Source organism: Enterobacter sp. I4, from assembly GCF_022669095.1.
In the GTDB taxonomy this organism is placed as follows: Bacteria; Pseudomonadota; Gammaproteobacteria; order Enterobacterales; family Enterobacteriaceae; genus Enterobacter; species Enterobacter pasteurii.
Genome location: NZ_JALBUO010000001.1, coordinates 1,452,895 through 1,472,401 on the forward strand (window position 1 = coordinate 1,452,895; position 19,507 = coordinate 1,472,401).

The 19,507-nt window shown below is 57.5% G+C and carries 17 protein-coding genes, 1 pseudogene and 1 riboswitch; of the genes and pseudogenes, 11 read left to right on the plus strand and 7 right to left on the minus strand.

The window, feature by feature from the left end; genetic code table 11:
* The first annotated feature begins 71 nt into the window (after positions 1-71).
* From MOQ06_RS06950 to MOQ06_RS06965, 4 genes and pseudogenes are all read left to right on the plus strand, one after another.
* Positions 72-988: pseudogene (locus MOQ06_RS06950) on the plus strand (IS3 family transposase).
* Positions 989-1,309: 321 nt separating this feature from the next.
* A riboswitch (TPP riboswitch) is annotated at positions 1,310-1,406 on the plus strand.
* A gap of 35 nt (positions 1,407-1,441) precedes the next feature.
* Positions 1,442-2,212, plus strand: a complete 771-nt coding sequence (thiM, locus tag MOQ06_RS06955; protein WP_242172168.1) for a hydroxyethylthiazole kinase — start codon at positions 1,442-1,444, stop codon at positions 2,210-2,212.
* Positions 2,209-3,009, plus strand: a complete 801-nt coding sequence (gene thiD, locus MOQ06_RS06960) for a bifunctional hydroxymethylpyrimidine kinase/phosphomethylpyrimidine kinase (RefSeq protein WP_242172169.1) — start codon at positions 2,209-2,211, stop codon at positions 3,007-3,009. Before thiM ends, thiD begins: the two co-directional genes overlap by 4 nt.
* Positions 3,010-3,051: 42 nt before the next feature.
* On the plus strand, positions 3,052-3,798 hold the full coding sequence (locus tag MOQ06_RS06965; RefSeq protein WP_148418267.1) for a GntR family transcriptional regulator: 747 nt from the start codon (positions 3,052-3,054) through the stop codon (positions 3,796-3,798).
* Here the strand turns inward: MOQ06_RS06965 and MOQ06_RS06970 are convergent.
* The 3 genes from MOQ06_RS06970 to MOQ06_RS06980 are packed head-to-tail and all read right to left on the minus strand — an operon-like array spanning position 3,772 to position 7,000.
* Positions 3,772-4,725 (minus strand): PfkB family carbohydrate kinase, encoded by a 954-nt coding sequence (locus tag MOQ06_RS06970; RefSeq protein ID WP_242172170.1) that lies wholly within the window; start codon positions 4,723-4,725, stop codon positions 3,772-3,774. The two genes, MOQ06_RS06965 and MOQ06_RS06970, sit on opposite strands and share 27 nt — an antisense overlap.
* Positions 4,722-5,726: an ADP-ribosylglycohydrolase family protein gene (locus MOQ06_RS06975; protein WP_242172171.1), complete on the minus strand. Its 1,005-nt coding sequence runs from the start codon at positions 5,724-5,726 to the stop codon at positions 4,722-4,724. The genes MOQ06_RS06970 and MOQ06_RS06975 overlap by 4 nt, the downstream gene beginning before the upstream one ends.
* Entirely contained in the window at positions 5,723-7,000 is a 1,278-nt protein-coding gene (locus MOQ06_RS06980; RefSeq protein WP_193355584.1) for a nucleoside permease, read from the minus strand. The genes MOQ06_RS06975 and MOQ06_RS06980 overlap by 4 nt, the downstream gene beginning before the upstream one ends.
* A gap of 249 nt (positions 7,001-7,249) precedes the next feature.
* Between MOQ06_RS06980 and fbaB the strand changes: the two genes are divergently transcribed.
* The 7 genes from fbaB to MOQ06_RS07015 all read left to right on the plus strand — a co-directional run bounded on the left by fbaB (position 7,250) and on the right by MOQ06_RS07015 (position 14,976).
* Positions 7,250-8,302, plus strand: coding sequence for a class I fructose-bisphosphate aldolase (fbaB, locus tag MOQ06_RS06985; protein ID WP_000129585.1), 1,053 nt, complete (start codon positions 7,250-7,252; stop codon positions 8,300-8,302).
* Between the two features lie 316 nt (positions 8,303-8,618).
* On the plus strand, positions 8,619-9,773 hold the full coding sequence (locus tag MOQ06_RS06990) for a mandelate racemase family protein (protein ID WP_242172174.1): 1,155 nt from the start codon (positions 8,619-8,621) through the stop codon (positions 9,771-9,773).
* A 35-nt stretch (positions 9,774-9,808) separates the two neighbouring features.
* Positions 9,809-11,425, plus strand: a complete 1,617-nt coding sequence (locus MOQ06_RS06995; protein WP_242172175.1) for an ABC transporter substrate-binding protein — start codon at positions 9,809-9,811, stop codon at positions 11,423-11,425.
* A complete protein-coding gene (locus MOQ06_RS07000) occupies positions 11,422-12,459 on the plus strand; it encodes an ABC transporter permease (RefSeq protein ID WP_242172176.1) in 1,038 nt (345 codons plus the stop codon). Before MOQ06_RS06995 ends, MOQ06_RS07000 begins: the two co-directional genes overlap by 4 nt.
* Positions 12,456-13,361, plus strand: a complete 906-nt coding sequence (locus MOQ06_RS07005) for an ABC transporter permease (RefSeq protein WP_242172177.1) — start codon at positions 12,456-12,458, stop codon at positions 13,359-13,361. Before MOQ06_RS07000 ends, MOQ06_RS07005 begins: the two co-directional genes overlap by 4 nt.
* Positions 13,333-14,193 (plus strand): ABC transporter ATP-binding protein, encoded by an 861-nt coding sequence (locus tag MOQ06_RS07010; RefSeq protein ID WP_242172178.1) that lies wholly within the window; start codon positions 13,333-13,335, stop codon positions 14,191-14,193. Before MOQ06_RS07005 ends, MOQ06_RS07010 begins: the two co-directional genes overlap by 29 nt.
* A 9-nt stretch (positions 14,194-14,202) precedes the next feature.
* Positions 14,203-14,976 carry an ABC transporter ATP-binding protein gene (locus MOQ06_RS07015; RefSeq protein WP_242172179.1) on the plus strand — a complete coding sequence of 258 codons (774 nt, stop codon included), beginning with the start codon at positions 14,203-14,205 and terminating at the stop codon, positions 14,974-14,976.
* Positions 14,977-15,046: 70 nt separating this feature from the next.
* On the opposite strand, the gene yegS is transcribed toward MOQ06_RS07015, so the two are convergent.
* The 4 genes from yegS to yegQ all read right to left on the minus strand — a co-directional run bounded on the left by yegS (position 15,047) and on the right by yegQ (position 19,467).
* The gene (yegS, locus tag MOQ06_RS07020) at positions 15,047-15,946 is read right to left on the minus strand and encodes a lipid kinase YegS (RefSeq protein WP_242172180.1); all 900 of its coding nucleotides are present in this window, start codon (positions 15,944-15,946) and stop codon (positions 15,047-15,049) included.
* A 170-nt stretch (positions 15,947-16,116) separates the two neighbouring features.
* Positions 16,117-16,722 carry a hypothetical protein gene (locus tag MOQ06_RS07025; protein WP_022651497.1) on the minus strand — a complete coding sequence of 202 codons (606 nt, stop codon included), beginning with the start codon at positions 16,720-16,722 and terminating at the stop codon, positions 16,117-16,119.
* Positions 16,723-16,732: 10 nt separating this feature from the next.
* Positions 16,733-17,695 carry a hypothetical protein gene (locus MOQ06_RS07030; protein ID WP_176678694.1) on the minus strand — a complete coding sequence of 321 codons (963 nt, stop codon included), beginning with the start codon at positions 17,693-17,695 and terminating at the stop codon, positions 16,733-16,735.
* A 410-nt stretch (positions 17,696-18,105) separates the two neighbouring features.
* Positions 18,106-19,467 carry a tRNA 5-hydroxyuridine modification protein YegQ gene (yegQ, locus tag MOQ06_RS07035; RefSeq protein ID WP_193355575.1) on the minus strand — a complete coding sequence of 454 codons (1,362 nt, stop codon included), beginning with the start codon at positions 19,465-19,467 and terminating at the stop codon, positions 18,106-18,108.
* Positions 19,468-19,507 lie beyond the last annotated feature (40 nt).

The following is a 19,507-nucleotide window of genomic DNA, read 5'->3' on the forward strand; positions in this document are numbered from 1 at the left end:
ACCTCAGAGTCATTTAAGATGACTTAAAGAGAGGTGCCAATGAGCGTTAAGCGTTTCCCGTAGAGTTTAAAATTGAAGCAGTCAAACAGGTTGTAGATCGCGGTCATTCTCTTTCCAGCGTTGCAACACGTCTCGATATCACCACTCGCAGCCTTTACGCCTGGATAACGAAGTACGGTCCGGATTCTTCCACTCATAAAGAACAGTCAGATGCTCAGGCCTAGCTCCGCCATCTCCAGAAAGAGCTGAAGCGGGTTACCGACGAACGGGACATATTAAAAAAAGCCGCGGCGTACTTCGCAAAGCTGTCCGACTGAGGTGCGCCTTTATCCGTGACAACGCCAGTTGCTTGCCTGTTCGTATGCTCTGCCGGGTGCTGGATGTTCATCCGAGTGGGTTTTACGCCTGGCTTCAGCAGCCGCATTCACAACGCCATCAGGCAGACCTGAGACTGACAGGACAGATTAAACAGTTCAACCCGGAAGCACCGGATGAGCGTTGGGTAACGGACATCACCTACATCAGGATCCACGAAGGCTGGCTGTATCTTGCCGTGGTTGTTGATCTGTTCTCACGCAAAATTATCGGCTGGTCAATGCAATCCCGGATGACAAAGGACATTGTCCTGAACGCAATGATGATGGCTGTATGGCGGCGTAATCCGCAAAAACCGGTACTGGCTCACTCGGACCAGGGCAGTCAGTACACAAGCTATGAGTGGCAGTCGTTCCTGAAATCACACGGCCTGGAAGGGAGTATGAGCCGTCGCGGTAACTGTCACGATAACGCGGTTGCAGAAAGCTTTTTCCAGTGACTGAAACGCGAGCGGATAAAGAAATAGATCTACGGAACGTGGGAAGAAGCCCGCAGCGATATTTTTGATTACATCGAAATGTTTTATAACAGTAAGCGTCGGCATGGTTCGAGCAATCAGATGTCACCGGCAGAATATGAAAACCAGTATTATCAACGACTAGGAAGTGTCTAGATTATTCGTGGCTATTCACACATCATTATTGACGGTCTCAAGATCAGCTGTTCCCGCTTGTCATTTGCATTTCAATTGGAATTGGCAAAAGCACTTCGACTGCATGAAGAAAACGTATGCGGTTTAAATCATCATGACTGAATAATTTCCTTAAGCCGCCTTATGGGCGGTTTTTTTGTGCCTGCCATTTATCTGTGGGACACAACGTGAGACACAAGCTGGGACACAGAGGAATTTTTAGGGTTGAGTCTTTGGCTTCCCGCTGGCATGATCCAGAACAGGGATTAACGGGACGTTAATCGCAAGCTTTTGATTTTTTTTGTAAATGACTCGGGGTGCCCTTCTTTGTGAAGGCTGAGAAATACCCGTATTACCTGATCTGGATAATGCCAGCGTAGGGAAGTCAGATGCCTTCCCGGTCATCGCTTCTTCACGTACGGCAGGAGCGAAACCATGCAGACTAACCTGCTCGATCTACCTGTTTTACATCAGTTCCGAACCCGTTCCCCGCTCACACACTGTATGACTAACGACGTCGTGCAGACGTTCACCGCCAACGTTCTGCTGGCGCTTGGCGCATCGCCGGCGATGGTGATCGAAGCTGAAGAAGCCGAACAGTTTGCCGCGCTTGCCGACGCGCTGTTAATCAACGTTGGCACGCTTACCGCCCCGCGTGCCCAGTCGATGCGCCGGGCCATAGAGAGTGCGGTGGCCGCAGGCAAACCCTGGACTCTGGATCCGGTCGCGGTAGGCGCCCTGACGTTCCGTACCCGCTTCTGTCACCAGGCACTTTCTCTCAAACCCGCGGCTATTCGCGGTAACGCCTCGGAAATACTTGCCCTCACCGGCATGAGCGCGGGAGGACGCGGCGTGGATACTACCGATACCGCGGCGAGCGCGTTGCCCGCTGCGCAGGCGCTGGCCCGCCAGACCAGCGCCATAGTGGTGGTGACGGGAGAGGTGGATCACATTACCGACGGCCAGAGAATCCGCACGGTTACGGGGGGCGATCCGCTGATGACCCGCGTGGTGGGAACGGGCTGCGCGCTCTCTGCGGTCGTTGCCGCCAGCTGTTCGCTGCCGGGCGACAGGCTCGACAACGTGACGGCGGCCTGCGGGTGGATGAAGCGCGCGGGGTCGATTGCCGTATCCCAGACCCGCGGCCCCGGAAGCTTTGCCGCTGCTTTTCTGGACGCGCTCTACGCGCTGGAGGAGCGGGTATGAAACGTATTAATGCTCTCACCATTGCGGGTACCGATCCAAGCGGCGGGGCAGGGATCCAGGCCGACCTGAAAACCTTCTCCGCTCTTGGCGCGTACGGTTGCTCTGTCATCACCGCGCTGGTGGCGCAAAACACGCGCGGCGTGCAGTCGGTTTATCGCATTGAGCCTGATTTTGTTGCCGCGCAGCTGGATTCGGTATTCAGCGATGTACGCATCGATACCACCAAGATCGGCATGCTGGCAGAAGCCGATATCGTTGAAGCGGTCGCCGAACGGCTCAGGCATTATCAGATACAAAACGTGGTGCTCGATACCGTGATGCTGGCAAAAAGCGGCGATCCGCTGCTCCCGGCCTCCGCCGTCGAAACGCTGCGTAAAAAGCTGCTGCCGCAGGTGGCCCTGATCACGCCCAACCTGCCTGAAGCCGCCGCGCTGCTGGATGCGCCACACGCCCGGAACGAGCGCGAAATGAAAGAGCAGGGGAACGCGCTGCTGGCGATGGGGTGTAGCGCGGTGCTGATGAAGGGCGGCCATCTTGATGACGCAGAAAGCCCGGACTGGCTCTTCACCCGCGACGGCGCGCAGCGCTTCACCGCACCGCGGGTACAGACCAAAAACACCCACGGAACGGGCTGCACGCTCTCTGCGGCGCTGGCGGCGCTGCGTCCGCGCCACAATGACTGGGCGGGTGCGGTGCAGGAAGCCAAGGTATGGCTCTCCGGCGCGCTGGCAAAAGCGGATTCTCTGGAAGTGGGTCACGGTATTGGTCCGGTTCACCATTTCCATGCATGGTGGTAAGCCGTATACTGGCAGGAAACCTTATGCCAGAGAAAAACAGAGATGGAACAAGCGCATACCCGGTTAATTGCCCAACTCAGGGAACGCATTGCCGCGCCAGACAACATGCCGTTGTACCTGAAATTTGCCGAAACGGTGAAAAACGCGGTGCGCAGCGGGGTGCTGGCACACGGGAATATTTTGCCCGGCGAGCGGGATCTGAGCCAGCTCGCCGGGGTATCGCGTATTACGGTGCGTAAAGCAATGCAGGCGCTGGAGGAGGCTGGCGTCGTCACCCGCGCCCGCGGCTACGGCACGCAGATCAACAATATCTTTGAATATTCCCTCAAAGAGGCGCGGGGTTTTTCCCAGCAGGTGGTGCTGCGCGGGAAAACGCCCAACACGCTGTGGGTCAACAGAAGCGTCGTGAAGTGCCCGGAAGAGATTGCCCGCCAGCTTTCTCTGGAGCCAGAGAGCGAGGTGTTTTTGCTTAAGCGCATCCGCTACGTGGACGACGATGCGGTATCGATAGAGGAGTCCTGGGTACCGGTAGGGTTAATTCCTAACCCGGACGACATTGGCGTCTCGCTGTATGATTACTTCCGCAGCCAGAATATCTTTCCGCAGCGCACCCGTTCACGCGTCAGCGCCTGTATGCCGGACAGCGAATTTCAGGCGCATATTAAGATGGACGATAAAATACCGGTGCTGGTTATCAGGCAAGTCGCGCTCGATCAACAGCACCGGCCAATTGAGTACAGCATCAGCTACTGCCGCAGCGATCTATACGTTTTTGTGTGCGAGGAGTAATGCCTCGCGCGTGGGGGCACAGTCTCCACCGCGATGGCTGACCACCCAGGCGGCGACGGCGTTGCCAAGCCGCACCGCCTCCGGCAGTGACCAGCCTGCGGCCAGTCCGGCAAGCAGGCCACCCGCATGGCTGTCACCCGCGCCGATGGTATCGACGACGGTTGCTGGAAAAGCCGGAACGTGCCCCGAAGCATCACCGTCATACCAGACCGCCCCGTCTTTGTCGTGGCGCACGATCAGCGCAGCGCCGAACCGGTGTTGCCACTGCGCGCCAAGGTTTTCTGCATTCACGCCAAGCCATTCGGCGGCGAGTTCCGCCTCCTGACGATTGAGCGATACGATCGGTTTACGGGCCATGATCCGCGCCATCAGCGGGACCGGAATATCCGCAATGCGCGGACCGAAATCGATAAAGGCGGTCACATCCTGAAGGTTTTCCAGCCAGGCCGTCAGCAGTTCGCCGCTGGGTGAAGCCAGCTGGTAGCCGGACAGATAGACCAGGCTTTTCTCTGGTACGCTTAACCCGTCCAGCCAGCCCTGCTGCCACTGGTTCTCCACGCCGCTGAACGACATAAAGGTGCGTTCACCGTCGGGCTCCACCAGCGCCAGACACCAGCCGTTATCGCCCGTTTCCGCTTCTACCGCACTGTGCAGATCCTGCTTCGCCATGGCGTTACGGATAATATCTGCCCACACGCCGTGGCCGACGGGGAGTGCGTTTTGCGCGGCAATGCCGAGCCGCTTCAGGGCGATGGCGATATTTAGCGCGCAGCCGCCAATATTCACCCCCTGCTGCTTCAGTTCGATATCACACCCGCGCCAGGGCAGGGCGTACGCGTCGGCAATCACGTCGATGACAGCCGCACCAAGCACCGTGACCGGCCGTGTGGCATGAAGGGTTTCAAGACGGTGGGCAAAAGCGCTCATACCCCCTCCCTTTGCTCCCGGAAGTGCAGCAGCTTGTCGCAGTAATGGCCGAAATCAAGCCGGTTCACCGCATCAAGCTCGTGCTTAAGCGCGGGATCGATCGCCTGAACGCCATGCAGCGCGCCGCAGATTGCCGTTGCCATCGCACCTATGGTGTCCGTATCGCCGCCCAGGTTGGCGCACAAAAACGCGCAGCGGTTCGGGTCGGTTCCCGCCAGTTCGACCATCGCAATGGCTGCCGGAACGGACTCAACCGTGCTTGTTCCCGCGCCAATCAGCTGATAGACCTGCTCGCTGGCCGATTCCGTACCGTTGGCTTCGCGCACGGTTTTCAGGGCCAGCTCAATGCGTGCCGAGAGCGACGCGCTGAAGGTGGTGGTGTTCGCCTCCTGGGCCGCGCGGGCGATACCCGGCAGGGCATCGGCGATGTTCTGCCAGCTTTCGCCGTCGATGGCGCGCGACACCGCCCAGGCGATGACCACAGCCCCGGCGATGGCGAGATCCGATTTATGCGTCGGGCTGGAGGCCATCGCAACCTGTTCCACAAAGTGCGCCAGGCGCGTGGCCGGCAGCAGGCAGCCCAGCGGGGAGGCGCGCATCGCCGCCCCGTTGGTGACGCCGTTGTTTTCCAGCTCGCTCACCGGCCTGCCGTCACGGATGGCGTTCAGGGCGATTTTGGACGTCGGGCCGAGCACATTCTTATTGAACGCGTCGAAGTCCAGCGCCCAGCGCAGAATATGTTTACCGATAACGTCCGGATCGATTTCTCCGTCGCATTCGATAATCGCATCGGCCAGGCACAGCGCCATCGACGTGTCATCCGTAAATTCCGCCTGCTTAAAGTAGCAGGCGGCATTATTCTCAGCCGGGCCGGGTAAGAAACGGTCGATCCAGCCGAAGTGCGCTTTCACCCGCTTACGCGGCCACAGCTCCGACGGCATCCCCATCGCATCCCCTAACGCCTGCCCATAAAGGGCACCGAGAATACGGTCTTGTTTCATTTAACTTCCCCTCGTGTCAGCGCGGTATCGCCATCAACCACCTCAATTGCGGTGATCTCTTTATCCGATTCGCGGAAAAACAGCATAAACAGCACGGCAATCACCACAATCATGATTGCGCCAAATGTCCACATTCCGGCCCAGTTGAAGGTCAGCCCATTCACCGGCTCTTTGTAAGCGAACATTTTTTCCATCATCACGCCGCCCAGGCGGTAACCCAGCAGGCTACCAAAGCCCTGACAGCACAGCGTGATCAAGCCCTGCGCCGCGTTGCGCATATGCACAGGCGCTTTTTTATCCACGTAGATGTACGCGGTAACGTAATAGAAGTCATAGCTCACGCCGTGCAGCAGGATTCCGAGGAACAGCAGGGCGTAAGTGAAGTACTGCTCCGCGCCGCCGTAGACAAAGAAGCCGTAGCGAATGGCGGCGGTGATCAGGCCCAGCAGCAGGACCTTCTTAATACCAAAGCGTTTGGTAAAGAACGGCAGCGCGAGCATGAAGAAGATTTCAGAGAACTGGCCGAGCGTCATCCAGCCGGTGGCGTTTTTCATCCCCACTTCGGTGAGATAGCCGTTAGCAAAGATGTAGTAGAAGGCCAGCGGCATGGCGAACAGGAACGAGCAGAAGAAGAACACCAGGAAGTTTCTGTCGCGCAGCAGGATCAGCGCATCCAGCCCCAGCATCACCCTGAAGTCCAGCTTGCCGGTACTCTTCGGCGGGGTATTCGGCAGGAACAGCGCGAAGACGCCAAGCAGGAGAGAGCTGGCTGCGGTCATCAGCAGGGGAATATTGGTGTCAGAGATATCGCTATAGCCCATCATCTGCGGCAGGAAACCGCACGCCAGGCCGGAAGCAATCCAGCCAATGGTTCCCATTACGCGAATGCGCGGGAAGTCGGCCTCCACGTCATCGACGTTCGCAAAGGCGATACTGTTGGTCAGGGCGATGGTGGGCATGTAGGTCAGAGAGTAGGCCAGCAGCAGCGGGAAGAAGGTGCTGAACTGGGTTTGCTGTGCAGCGAAGTACATCAGAATGGCGCCCGCGAACATCAGCACCGCCAGCACCTTCTGGGCGGCGAAGAAGCGGTCCGTCAGCGAGCCGACCAGGATAGGAGAGAGAATCGCGGCAATGGCGGTACAGGCATAGGACCAGCCGATTTCCCCTGCGGTAAACCCGCTTTTACTCAGCCATAGCCACAGCGGCACAAACCAGGCGCCCCAGATAAACCATTCAACGAACATCATGAATGACAGTTGGACTTTCGTTTTCATTTTTTAATCCTGCATGTCAGAGGTACGCGAGTAACATACCATGTGATAATACCTTTTAAATACCTTTAAGGCGATTGTATGATCAGTGTAACAAAAATGTTGTACACGAAACGAGCCAGCAGATTGTGCTTAAAAAAGTTGCAAATGGTGGAAAATAGAGTAAGTCGGTACCAGGCTTAGTCTGCCTGCAAAAAACGCAGGTTTGGATCACACGTGCCGACATCACGTCGGACTTACGGGAGCATCACTATGACTGATATTGCGCAGTTGCTTGGCAAAGACGCCGACAGCCTTTTACAGCATCGTTGTATGACCATTCCAGCCGACCAGCTTTACCTGCCTGGCCATGACTACGTAGACCGCGTTATGGTCGACAACAACCGTCCGCCTGCCGTCCTGCGAAACATGCAGACGCTGTACAATACCGGCCGTCTGGGCGGGACAGGCTACCTCTCTATTTTGCCCGTTGACCAGGGCGTTGAGCATTCTGCGGGGGCGTCGTTTGCCGCGAACCCGCTCTACTTCGATCCGAAAAACATCGTCGAGCTGGCGATTGAGGCGGGCTGTAACTGTGTCGCCTCCACCTATGGCGTGCTGGCTTCCGTATCGCGTCGCTATGCCCACCGCATTCCGTTCCTCGTCAAACTGAACCACAACGAAACCCTGAGCTACCCAACCGAATACGACCAGACGCTGTACGCCAGCGTCGAGCAGGCGTTCAACATGGGCGCGGTAGCGGTGGGGGCGACCATCTATTTCGGCTCCGAGCAGTCGCGTCGTCAGATAGAAGAGATTTCCGCCGCGTTCGAGCGTGCGCATGAGCTGGGCATGGTGACCGTGCTGTGGGCCTATCTGCGCAACGCGTCGTTTAAGAAAGACGGCGTGGATTATCACGTATCTGCGGATCTCACCGGCCAGGCAAACCACCTGGCGGCGACCATCGGCGCGGACATTGTGAAGCAGAAAATGGCCGAGAATAACGGCGGGTATAAAGCGGTGAACTTCGGCTATACCGATGACCGCGTTTACAGCAAGCTGACCAGCGACAACCCGATCGATCTGGTGCGCTACCAGCTGGCGAACTGCTACATGGGCCGCGCCGGGCTGATTAACTCCGGCGGTGCGGCAGGCGGCGAAACCGACCTGACCGACGCGGTACGCACGGCGGTGATTAACAAACGCGCGGGCGGCATGGGGCTGATCCTCGGCCGTAAGGCGTTCAAAAAATCCATGGCCGACGGCGTGAAGCTGATTAACGCGGTTCAGGATGTGTATCTGGACAGTAAAGTCACGATCGCTTAACTCTTTTTCCCCTCACCCTAACCCTCTCCCCAAAGGGGAGAGGGGACCGTAAGGTGCGATCTTTGCCCCCTCGCCCTTTTGGGAGGGGCCGGCGTGAGGGGGGTTCAAACCCGCAGTTTGTTTCTCCCGATCCACCTCACACTTCCCCTCTCTTTTGTGAAAACTGTCACTTCAGTCCGTGCATATGCACAAAAAATGGTCGGCGCTTAGCGGAATTTGTCTAAGGCAGTGGATGAATTTTGCGCTTAAAGTTAGTTTCGAAACGGCTTTTCAAAATACGAGCCGCTCTGAACCTCTGTCGCGTTAAGGACTGATCATGAAAATTGAATCTGTAAACGTCACCGTCTTCCAGTACCCGACGCGCCGGGTCTCCGACAGCGCCGGGCATTCGCATCCGGGGCCGGAGAGCCTGGCCAGAATGGCGATGCTGACCATCACGGCAGACGATGGCACGCAAGGATATTCCTTCGCCCCGCCGGAAGTGGTGCGCCCCTTTGTGGTTAACACCTTCTTTCGCAAAGTATTGATTGGCCAGGACGCGTTTAACCGCGAGCGCATCTGGCAGGACCTGGCGCACTGGCAGCGGGGGAGCGCGCATCAGCTGACCGAGCGCGCGCTGGGCTTCGTGGAACAGGCGCTGTGGGATCTCATCGGCCGCAAGCTCAACATGCCGGTCTGGAAACTGCTCGGCGGCTATCGCGACAGGGTTCCGGCCTACGGCAGCACCATGTGCGGGGACGATCTGCCGGGCGGGCTTTCCACGCCGGATGAATACGCCAGCTTTGCTGAAAAGCTGGTGGCGCGCGGTTATAAGGCCATCAAGCTGCACACCTGGATGCCGCCGGTCTCTTTCGCCCCCGATCCGAAGATGGACGTCAAAGCCTGCGCCGCCGTGCGCGAAGCGGTCGGTCCGGATATCGACCTGATGATTGACGGCTACCACTGGTACAGCCGCACCGAGGCGCTGTACATCGGCAAAGAGCTGGAAAAGCTCAGCTTCGCCTGGTTTGAAGAGCCAATGGAAGAGGAGAGCATGGCCTCCTACGCGTGGCTGGCGGAGAACCTGTCGATCCCGATTATCGGGCCGGAAAGCCTGGGCGGGAAACATCACAGCCGCGCGGACTGGGTGAAGGCCGGGGCGTGCGACATCCTGCGCGCCGGGGCAAACGGCGTGGGAGGCATCTCACCGACGCTAAAGGTGGCGAACCTTGCGGAGTCTTTCGGTATGGACTGCGAAATCCACGGTAACGGGGCGGCAAGCCTGGCGGTGATTGGTGCCATTAAAAACTGCCGCTGGTACGAGCGCGGCCTGCTGCACCCGTTCCTCGACTACGACGAACCGGCGGCGTACCTCAACAGCCTGGTCGATCCGATGGATGAAAACGGCATGGTCAGCCTGCCGACCCGCCCCGGACTGGGCGAAGACATTAATTTTGCATATATCGAAGCCAATACCGTCAGCCACGACTGACAGCTAAAAAAACGTACCCTACAGGCGATATATACATGAAAAGAACTTCCTTAGCCGGGGCGTGCTTATTTGCGCTCTCGCTGATGATGGGGAGCGGGGCCGCGTACGCGAAAACGCCGCCCGACCAGCTCATCATCGGCATGAATATGAACAATCTGCTGACCCTCGATCCGGCGGCAATGACCGGTAACGAAGTGGTTGGCATTGTGGTTAATCTCTACGATTCGCTGGTGGAGCTGGATCCGAACGACCTCACCAACGTCAGGCCCGCGCTGGCAACGTCCTGGGACATTTCTGCGGACCGTACAACCCTGACCTTCCACCTGCGCGACGGCGTAAAATTCCATTCCGGCAATCCGCTGACGGCGGAGGACGTGGTGTGGTCGATGCGGCGTCTGCTGCACCTTAACCTCGCCCAGGCGTCGGTGTGGAAATCCTACGGCTTTTCTAAGCAAAACATCGACAGGAAAATCAGCGCGCCCGATGCCCGGACCGTCCAGATTGAGCTGCCTAAGCCTAACGATCCGCTGCTGGTGATTTACTCTCTCGGCGCGCTGGGCAACCTCGGCGTGCTCGACAGCAAAACGGTACAGCAGCATGCGGTAAACAACGACTGGGGCAACCGCTGGCTCACCACTAACGAGGCCGGCTCGGGCCCTTTTATGCTGGAAACCTGGCAGGCGAAGGACGTGCTGCGCATGCAGCGTAACCCGCACTACTGGCGGGAAGCGCCAAAGATGAGCCGCGTGGTGCTGCGCCATTTTCAGGAGTCGCAAACCCTGAGGCTGATGATAGAGAAGGGCGACCTCGACATCGCCAACAACATGGCGGTGGCGGACATTAACGCCCTGCGCAACGATCCGCAGCTTACGGTCGAAGCCGTGCAGAAAGGCACGGTTTACTACGTGGCGATGAGCATGAAGGAGCCGCATTTCGCCAACCCGAAGGTGCGCGAAGCGGTGCGTTACCTGATTGACTATCAGGGCATCAATAAAGCGCTGATGCCGGGCTACGGCGTGCTGCACCAGCGCCCGATTAAAGCCGGCATGCCGTCCACGCTGCCGGACCCGGGCTACAGGCTGGATATCCCGCGCGCTAAAAAGCTGCTGGCAGAGGCGGGCTACCCGGACGGGTTTGATACTACCCTGCGGGTGCTGGCAGATCAGCCTTTCCTGAATATCGCCATCGCCGTGCAGTCGACGCTGATGCAGGCGGGGATCAACGCCAAAATCATCACCGGCACCGGGAACCAGATCTACGGCGCGATGCGCGAGCGCAGGTTCGACATGCTGGTAGGGCGCGGGGGGAGCGGGGTTGAGCCGCATCCGCACTCCAGCCTGCGCGCGCTGGTCTATAACCCGGACAACAGTGACCAGGCCCGGCTGACCAACTTCCAGGGCTGGCGCACCAGCTTCTATGACAAGCCGCTCAACGAGATGATCGACAGGGCCCTGCTGGAGCGCGACCCGAAAAAACAGATCGCCGACTACCAGCAGATCCAGGTGCGCTACGACGCGCTGATCCCGGCGATGATCCCCCTGTCGCAGATGGTGGATTCGGTGGTGGTGCGTAACGAGGTTAAGAACTTCCAGTCGCACCCGTCGGCAACCACGTTCCTGCGTGAGGTCTACAAAACCGGAGGTGAACAATGAGTGCGGCGATCCTCGCGCCCGGCTCCCGGACCCGGCGCTTCTCTAAGCGGTTGACGCAGGTGGTGGTAACGCTGTTCGGCCTGCTGCTGCTGACCTTTTTCATCGGCCGCGTGATGCCCGTCGACCCGGTGCTGGCGATTGTCGGCCCGGATGCCGACCACAGCACCTATCAGCAGGTGTATCACCAGCTGGGGTTCGACAAGTCGCTGCTGACGCAGTTTGGCATATACCTCAGCAATCTCCTGCAGGGCGATCTGGGTAACGCGCTGCTGACGGGCAAACCGGTCACCGCCGATATCCTGCGCGTCTTCCCGGCGACGCTGGAGCTGGCGACGATGGCGATTATCGTCGGCGCGGGCTTAGGCATTCCGCTTGGGGTACTGGCGGCGGCGCGGCGCAACAGCGTTTCGGATTACGTGGTGCGAATCATAAGCCTTGCGGGCTATTCCACGCCGATATTCTGGGTCGGGATGATGGGGCTGCTGCTCTTTTACGCCTGGCTTGGCTGGGTAGGCGGCGCAGGGCGTCTCGATCTCGGACTGGAGGGATTAGTGCCGCGTCGCACCGGGCTGATGACGGTGGATGCGCTGCTGGCAGGAAACAGCGCGGTATTCTGGAACGCCATTAACCATCTGGTGCTGCCCGCGTCGCTGCTTGGCTTCCACTCTCTGGCCTACATCAGCCGCATGACGCGCAGCTTTATGCTGGCGCAGTTGTCGCAGGAGTTCATCATTACCGCGCGGGTGAAAGGCTTAACCGAACGTCAGGTGATCTGGAACCACGCGTTCCGCAACATTCTCGTTCAGCTCCTGACGGTGGTGGCGCTGGCCTACGGCTCGCTGCTTGAGGGGGCAGTGCTGATTGAAACCGTCTTCTCCTGGCCTGGCTTCGGCTCTTATCTGACCGGCAGCCTGCTGCTCGGGGATATGAACGCGGTGATGGGCTGCGTGCTGCTGGTGGGGATAATCTTCGTGATGCTCAACCTGCTCTCCGACATGCTGTATCAACTCTTTGATCCGAGGACGAAATCATGACCGTTTCGCTGGATACGCCGCTGGGGGCGGGGCAGTCCGAAAGCCGCCAGCGTATCAGACGCGCGCTGGGGCGCGCCGCCAGCTTTGTCGGCAGAATGGCGCGCAACCCGCTCACCGCCATCGGCGGCGGGATTATTCTGTTGCTGCTGACTGTGGCGGCGTTTGCCCCGCTGATCGCCCCGTATAATCCGCTGGTGCAGGATCTTAACAACGCGCTGGTCGCGCCGAACGCAGAGCACTGGTTCGGCACCGACGAGTTTGGTCGCGACATCTTCAGCCGGCTGGTGTACGGCGCGCGCATTACGCTCTATATCGTGCTGCTGGTTTCCGTCACCGTCGGTCCGCTGGGGCTGCTGCTGGGCGTGACCGCAGGTTACTTTGGCGGCAAGGTTGATGCGGTGCTGATGCGCGTCACCGATATCTTTATCTCGTTTCCGAGCCTGGTGCTGGCCCTGGCGTTTGTCGCGGCGCTCGGGCCGGGGCTGGAGCACGTGGTGATTGCCATTACGCTCACCGCCTGGCCGCCGATTGCCCGCCTGGCGCGCGCCGAAACGCTCTCGTTGCGGCAGGCCGATTTTATCTCCGCCGTACGTTTGCAGGGAGCGTCCCCCGCGCGCGTGCTGTGGCGCCACATCGTCCCGCTGTGCCTGCCGTCGGTGATTATTCGTATCACCATGAACATGGCCGGGATCATCCTCACCGCGGCCGGACTGGGCTTCCTCGGTCTCGGCGCGCAGCCGCCAGAGCCGGAGTGGGGGGCGATGATCTCCAGCGGCCGTACCTACATGATGGAGTGCTGGTGGGTGGTAACTATTCCGGGGCTGGCGATCCTGATTAACAGCCTGGCGTTCAACTTCTTAGGAGATGGCCTACGTGACATCCTCGATCCCCGCAGCGAATAACACCTTGCTCGACGTGCGCGACCTCCACGTCGATTTCATCAACGGCGGCGCGGTTACAAACGCGGTGCGCGGCGTCTCTTTCCAGCTCGGACGCGAGAAGCTGGCGATTGTTGGCGAATCTGGCTCCGGTAAATCCACCGTCGGGCGGGCGCTGCTGCGCCTGCATCCGGCCAAGGCGCAGATCCGCGCCGAGCGGATGCAGTTCGGCGATGTCGATCTTCGCACCGTCAGCGAGGCGCAGATGCGCGGCATTCGCGGCAAGCGGATTTCGATGATCATGCAGGACCCGAAGTATTCCCTCAATCCGGTGGTGTGCGTGGGGGATCAGATTGCTGAAGCCTGGCTGACCCATCACCCCGGGCGCAAGGCTGAAGCCAAAGCGAAGGTGCTGGAGATGCTCGACGTGGTGCGTATCCGCCAGCCGGAGCGGGTTTACCACCTCTATCCGCACGAGATTTCCGGCGGGCAGGGGCAGCGCATCATGATCGCCATGATGCTTATCACCGATCCGGAGCTGGTTATTGCCGACGAACCCACTTCGGCGCTGGACGTTTCGGTTCGCCTGCAGGTGTTGGGCCTGCTCGACGACCTGGTGCAGTCGCGCGGTCTGGGGCTGATCTTCATCAGCCACGACATTAACCTGGTGCGCAGCTTCTGCGACCGGGTGCTGGTGATGTACGCCGGACGGGTGGTGGAGTCGATTGCCGCGAAGGAGCTGCACAACGCGAAGCATCCCTATACTCAGGGCTTAATTAGCGCGCTGCCGGAAATCAACCATCGCCGCCCGACGCTGCCGGTTTTGCAGCGTCAGGCCAGCTGGCTCACCGATTAAGGAGCAGAGATGATCGAGATAAAACACCTCAACCTGACGTTTGGCGAGGGCGAAAAGCGCAATCAGGTGCTGGATGATGTGAGTATTAGCGTTGCGGAAGGGGAGATTTACGGCCTGGTGGGCGAGTCCGGTTCGGGCAAAACTACCGTGCTGAAATCCCTTGCCGGGCTGTTTACCCACTGGGAGGGCGAACTGGCGATTGACGGCAGGCCGCTGGAAAAGCGCATCAGCCGTGAACGTTGTCGTCGGGTACAGATGGTGTTTCAGGATCCGTACGGCTCGCTGCATCCGCGCCACACCATCGGCGATATTCTGGAAGAGCCGCTCCACATTCACGGTATAAAAGGTCGGGATCGGCGCGTTCACGCCCTGCTGGATAAAGTGGGGCTGAACCGCGCCTTTCGTGACCGCTATCCCCATCAGCTTTCAGGCGGACAGCGCCAGCGCGTGGCGATTGCCCGGGCGCTGATACTGGAGCCGCAGGTGCTGCTGCTGGATGAACCGACTTCCGCGCTGGACGTTTCCGTGCAGGCGGAGATCCTTAACCTGCTGGCGGAGCTCCAGCGTGAGTCGAATCTGACCTACCTGATGGTGACGCACGATCTGGGCGTGATTGCCCATCTGTGTCGGAAGGTGGCGGTGATGCAGTACGGCAAAATTCTCGAAAGCCTGACGGTAGACGAGCTGGTCGCCGGGAAAGCGAAGACCGACTATACGAGGATGCTGGTCAATGCCAGCCAGCAGTACTCCCGCGAGATGGCGCGGGAGGTGGCGATGTATTAGGTTTGTGCGGTCCGTTGCCCTCACCCGCAGGGGTTAGGGGGAAAAGCGTAGGCCGCTATCCGGTAAAATATCAGCGCAACAGCTGACAGTCAGGCGGCAGCCGGCACTGCAGCGCTCCGGGCAAAACTTCGATGCGGAACCGCTCTCCGCTCAGCGGCTCCCCGTCGAGGTTAAAGGTCATGCCGTGTGGGGCGATCACCTCAAACCACGCGGATTTCCCGTCGATAATATTTGGGCTCTCCTCCGGCTGCGTTAGCGTGGTGAACAGCGCTGGCAGCAGCCCGTCGCCGGTAAAAATACGCAGCTGCAATTGACCGTCGTTGATCAGCGCTTCCGGGCAAAGCTGCTGTCCGCCCCCCGCCTGCCGCCCGTTGCCGATACCAATCACCAGCGCGTCGCCCTGCCAGTGGAAGTTTTCACCGTGGATCTCACAGCTGTCGGGTCTGAGCGTGTCCATGCGCATCAGGCCATGGATGAGATACGAAACGCCGCCCAGCGCGGCCTTCAGTTTTTCCGGCGTTTCGCTGGTGATGCGGGTGCCGAAACCGCCCGTCGCCATATTGATAAAGCAGGTTTGTTCATTTACCTGAGCAATATCGACGGCGGTAGCCTTACCGAGAATGGCCAGCTGTAGCGCTTTTCCCACATCCTCCGGAATACCGGCGCTGGTGGCAAAATCGTTGGCGGTGCCGAGCGGTAAAATCCCCATCGCCGGGCGAGCTGCGGTGTTGAGGTCAATGAGCGCACCGGCGATCTCGTTGATCGTTCCGTCGCCGCCGCCGGAAATGATGGTCTGAACACCTAACCTGATGCCCTCGTCGATGTAGCGCGCCGCATCGCCTTTTTCAAACGTTACCCGCACGTGTATGCATGCTCCGTCTTCACGCAATTCGGTAATCGCCTGGCGCAGCAGATCGTTGCCTGCACTCTTGCCGTTAAGAATTAATAAACTGTCTGGATAGGTTGCCATCCGGGTTGCTCCCTTTTTTAGCTATAGAAAGAGTTTATCCCAGAGAGGGAAAAAGCGGGTAAGAACAGGATGAAAGGCAAAAAATAAGCCCGCGTAAGGGCTTTGAAATCGACTAAAGAACCCCGTAGCGCTTACAGTGCATACTACTGCCGCTCAATTGACTATTGTGGTCAACGTTTGAGGTGTGACATTGGCCTTGCCTCGATTTTGAGCTGCTTACGCCAGACCCGATTATGTAGCGTTAGCGCAATGGAGCGGTAAAAAATCGATGAATTCATCCACATAATGTTCAGAAAGAAACATCCCAGCCCCAGCAAAGAGGTTATTTGCGGTGTGTAGTTCTCAACAGGGCCGAATAAAAGCGAAATCCCCGTCCAGATGAAATAAATGATGCTCATTATGCCTGTCAGCGTAATGACGAAAATATGCAGTTTATATCCAGGTAAAGAACCTCGTGTAGTCAGAAACATCGTGCTCATCACTACCAGGCAATACACAATCGCTGCAATGAATACTCCCATCATAACCTTAAATTCGGGTAAGCCGAGCCAGCGAAACAGCAACAACCAGAGGGACACTTGCAGCATGGCGTAGCAAAAAATAGCCAGTAACGTGCTCACTGCCAAAGGAATTCCTGTCATATGGACGCCCACAGGAACGCCGAACCGATCTTTTAGCTGTTCTTTTAATGTTTCAAGCTGGTTGAGATCATCGGTCGCCATTTTACTTTTAACCAAAGCACTTAATGCAAGGCTATCTTTAATGTATTTCATCATGGACGGGTCATTAACTTCCTGTAAATGAAAAAGACTGAATTAAACCAAAAATGTACTTACCCGTTTGTGCAACATTCTGTGGATTTCTGATATTTCCTGAAATAGCACTTCCAACGAAGGCAGAGGAATTTGAAATGGTGTTCAGCAACTCACGCTGTAAGAGCAACTGCAACGCTTCTGACGGATAACGTTTGGGATACACGCCTGCCTTCATTGCTGCTTTTACACCTGAATTCGAGATGCCGGGATTGCGGATACGAATAATCTCCTCTGTTAATCGCGTACGGTCGGCCCGGCTCATTTTTTGTAATAAGGAGAGCAAACTCTCAGACGATGAACGGTTAAGAAGGCGATATGTTAATGCAGCGCTTTTTAGACCCGCAGCAGCCCCGGCAAGAGAAATCGCATCCAGGGCTGTGTTGGTTGCTGTATACCACTCCTGGGAGTCCATCCACGCAACGTAGTCATCATGATTCATAGCAATCAACGATAGTCGGCCAAGCCCATTTGCACATTGAATTCCAGTTGCTACACCACCGGCTAAAATCACAGCGGCTATAGCACCGGAAGACCCTGCAGTGAGAGGTATAGCCATACCGGCCCCTGCCGCAAGTACAACAGTAAGAATTGCGGCTCCGCAGGAAATTGCCGTTGAACCAATTTCAGTCGCCAGGGAAGGGGACTGAATCGTAGCCGTTGTTGCGTGAACGGGGTTAACTTGTGAGGCATTTACTTTGGTTATGACTACATGACTAACCGAGCTTTCGTTTGGTGTCGCAATCCTTCTTGATGGCCTTACTAGCCACTGACGTGTACCGTCTGAGTAGATAATCCCGGCCTGGCTAAAATTTCTGCTGCAGTCTAGTTGACCAGCAAGTGCTGTGAAATTTATATCGCCGCCAGAGGCAAGACCAAGACTGCGTGCGAGTTCGTAATCTGGAAGATCCTTTGAAAATTGTCCTGTGAATGTCACTTCATCTCTCCGTCCGTGTGAAACGTTGACTGTTATTAAATCAAGAGTAAAGGTCCTGTTAACACTTAAAATTAGGAATGTTCCGAATAGTGTTCATCCCTCTCTAATCCATTAAAAATTGTGATTAGGATCCTTTGTTCGTTCGATTTCCTTAGATGATACGCCTGATGCTGACACAAACCTTTCCCGGGTCAATGCAACGCCATATTTATCAGGGGGAAGAATTTCAGGAGTTAACAAAAAAATAAGCCCGCGTAAGGGAGATTACGCAGGCTAAGGAGGTGGTTCCTGGTACAGCTAGCATTTATGGGTTATGTTTTTCAGCGGGGGGGATAATACCCATATTGAACGAAGCGGTATGTGATCCGATTCTAAGAATTATCCCGGCGTGAAAAAATCCCGCTGATTGACTATTTGCCGTGCGGATTTCGGGTGTTTTCACCTTCAAAATTGCGCATCAGCAGCGCAAACTCCAGCTCCACCTCTTCCGGTACCGGCAGCCACACGGTGTGTCCGTCACCCGGCGCAACCTCAATCGCTTCACCTTTACCGTTTTCCAGATGCTCCAGACGGAAGTTCATGTTGCCCTGCGGGGTCATCAGCTCCAGGCTGTCGCCTTTGGTGAATTTGTTTTTTACCGCCACGGCCGCCAGCGCGCCTTTGCGCTCGCCGGTGAAGTCGCCGACAAACTGCTGACGCTCGGAAACGGAGTAGCCGTGCTCGTAGTTCTGGTAGTCGTCGTGCGTATGACGACGCAGGAAGCCTTCGGTATAGCCGCGATGCGCCAGGCCTTCCAGCGTTTCCAGCAGGCTGGTGTCGAACGGTTTTCCGGCGGCGGCATCGTCAATGGCTTTACGGTACACCTGCGCGGTGCGGGCGCAGTAGTAATAAGACTTGGTGCGGCCTTCGATTTTCAGAGAGTGCACGCCCATCTGGGTCAGGCGCTCAACGTGCGCAATGGCGCGCAGATCTTTCGAGTTCATGATGTAGGTGCCGTGCTCGTCCTCAAAGGCGGTCATGTACTCGCCCGGACGTTTGGCTTCTTCAATCATAAACACGCTGTCGGTTGGCGCGCCGATGCCAAGCGTAGGCTCAACGTTTGTAACCGGTATCGGCTCGTGTTTGTGCACGATATTGCCGATGTCATCCTCTTTGCCTTCCTGAACGTTGTACTCCCAGCGGCAGGCGTTGGTGCAGGTACCCTGGTTCGGATCGCGCTTGTTGATATAGCCGGAGAGCAGGCAGCGGCCGGAGTAGGCCATGCACAGCGCGCCGTGAACGAAGATTTCGATTTCCATATCCGGCACCTGGGTGCGGATCTCTTCGATCTCTTCAAGGGACAGTTCGCGAGACAGAATGACGCGGGTCAGCCCCATCTGTTTCCAGAATTTCACCGTTGCCCAGTTGACGGCATTAGCCTGCACGGAGAGATGAATATCCATCTCCGGGAAGTTCTCCCGAACCAGCATGATTAAACCCGGGTCCGACATGATCAGCGCGTCCGGCCCCATGTCCACCACCGGCTTCAGGTCGCGAATGAACGTTTTCAGCTTGGCGTTGTGCGGCGCGATGTTGACTACCACGTAGAATTTTTTGCCCAGAGCATGCGCTTCGTTGATGCCGAGCTGCAGGTTCTCGTGGTTGAATTCGTTGTTGCGCACGCGCAGCGAGTAGCGCGGCTGGCCCGCGTAGACGGCGTCGGCACCGTAGGCGAAAGCGTAACGCATATTTTGCAGCGTTCCCGCCGGGGAAAGGAGTTCCGGTTTAAACATGTTTGTTCTCGTTCTGATGACAGGTCAGATCCGCATACAC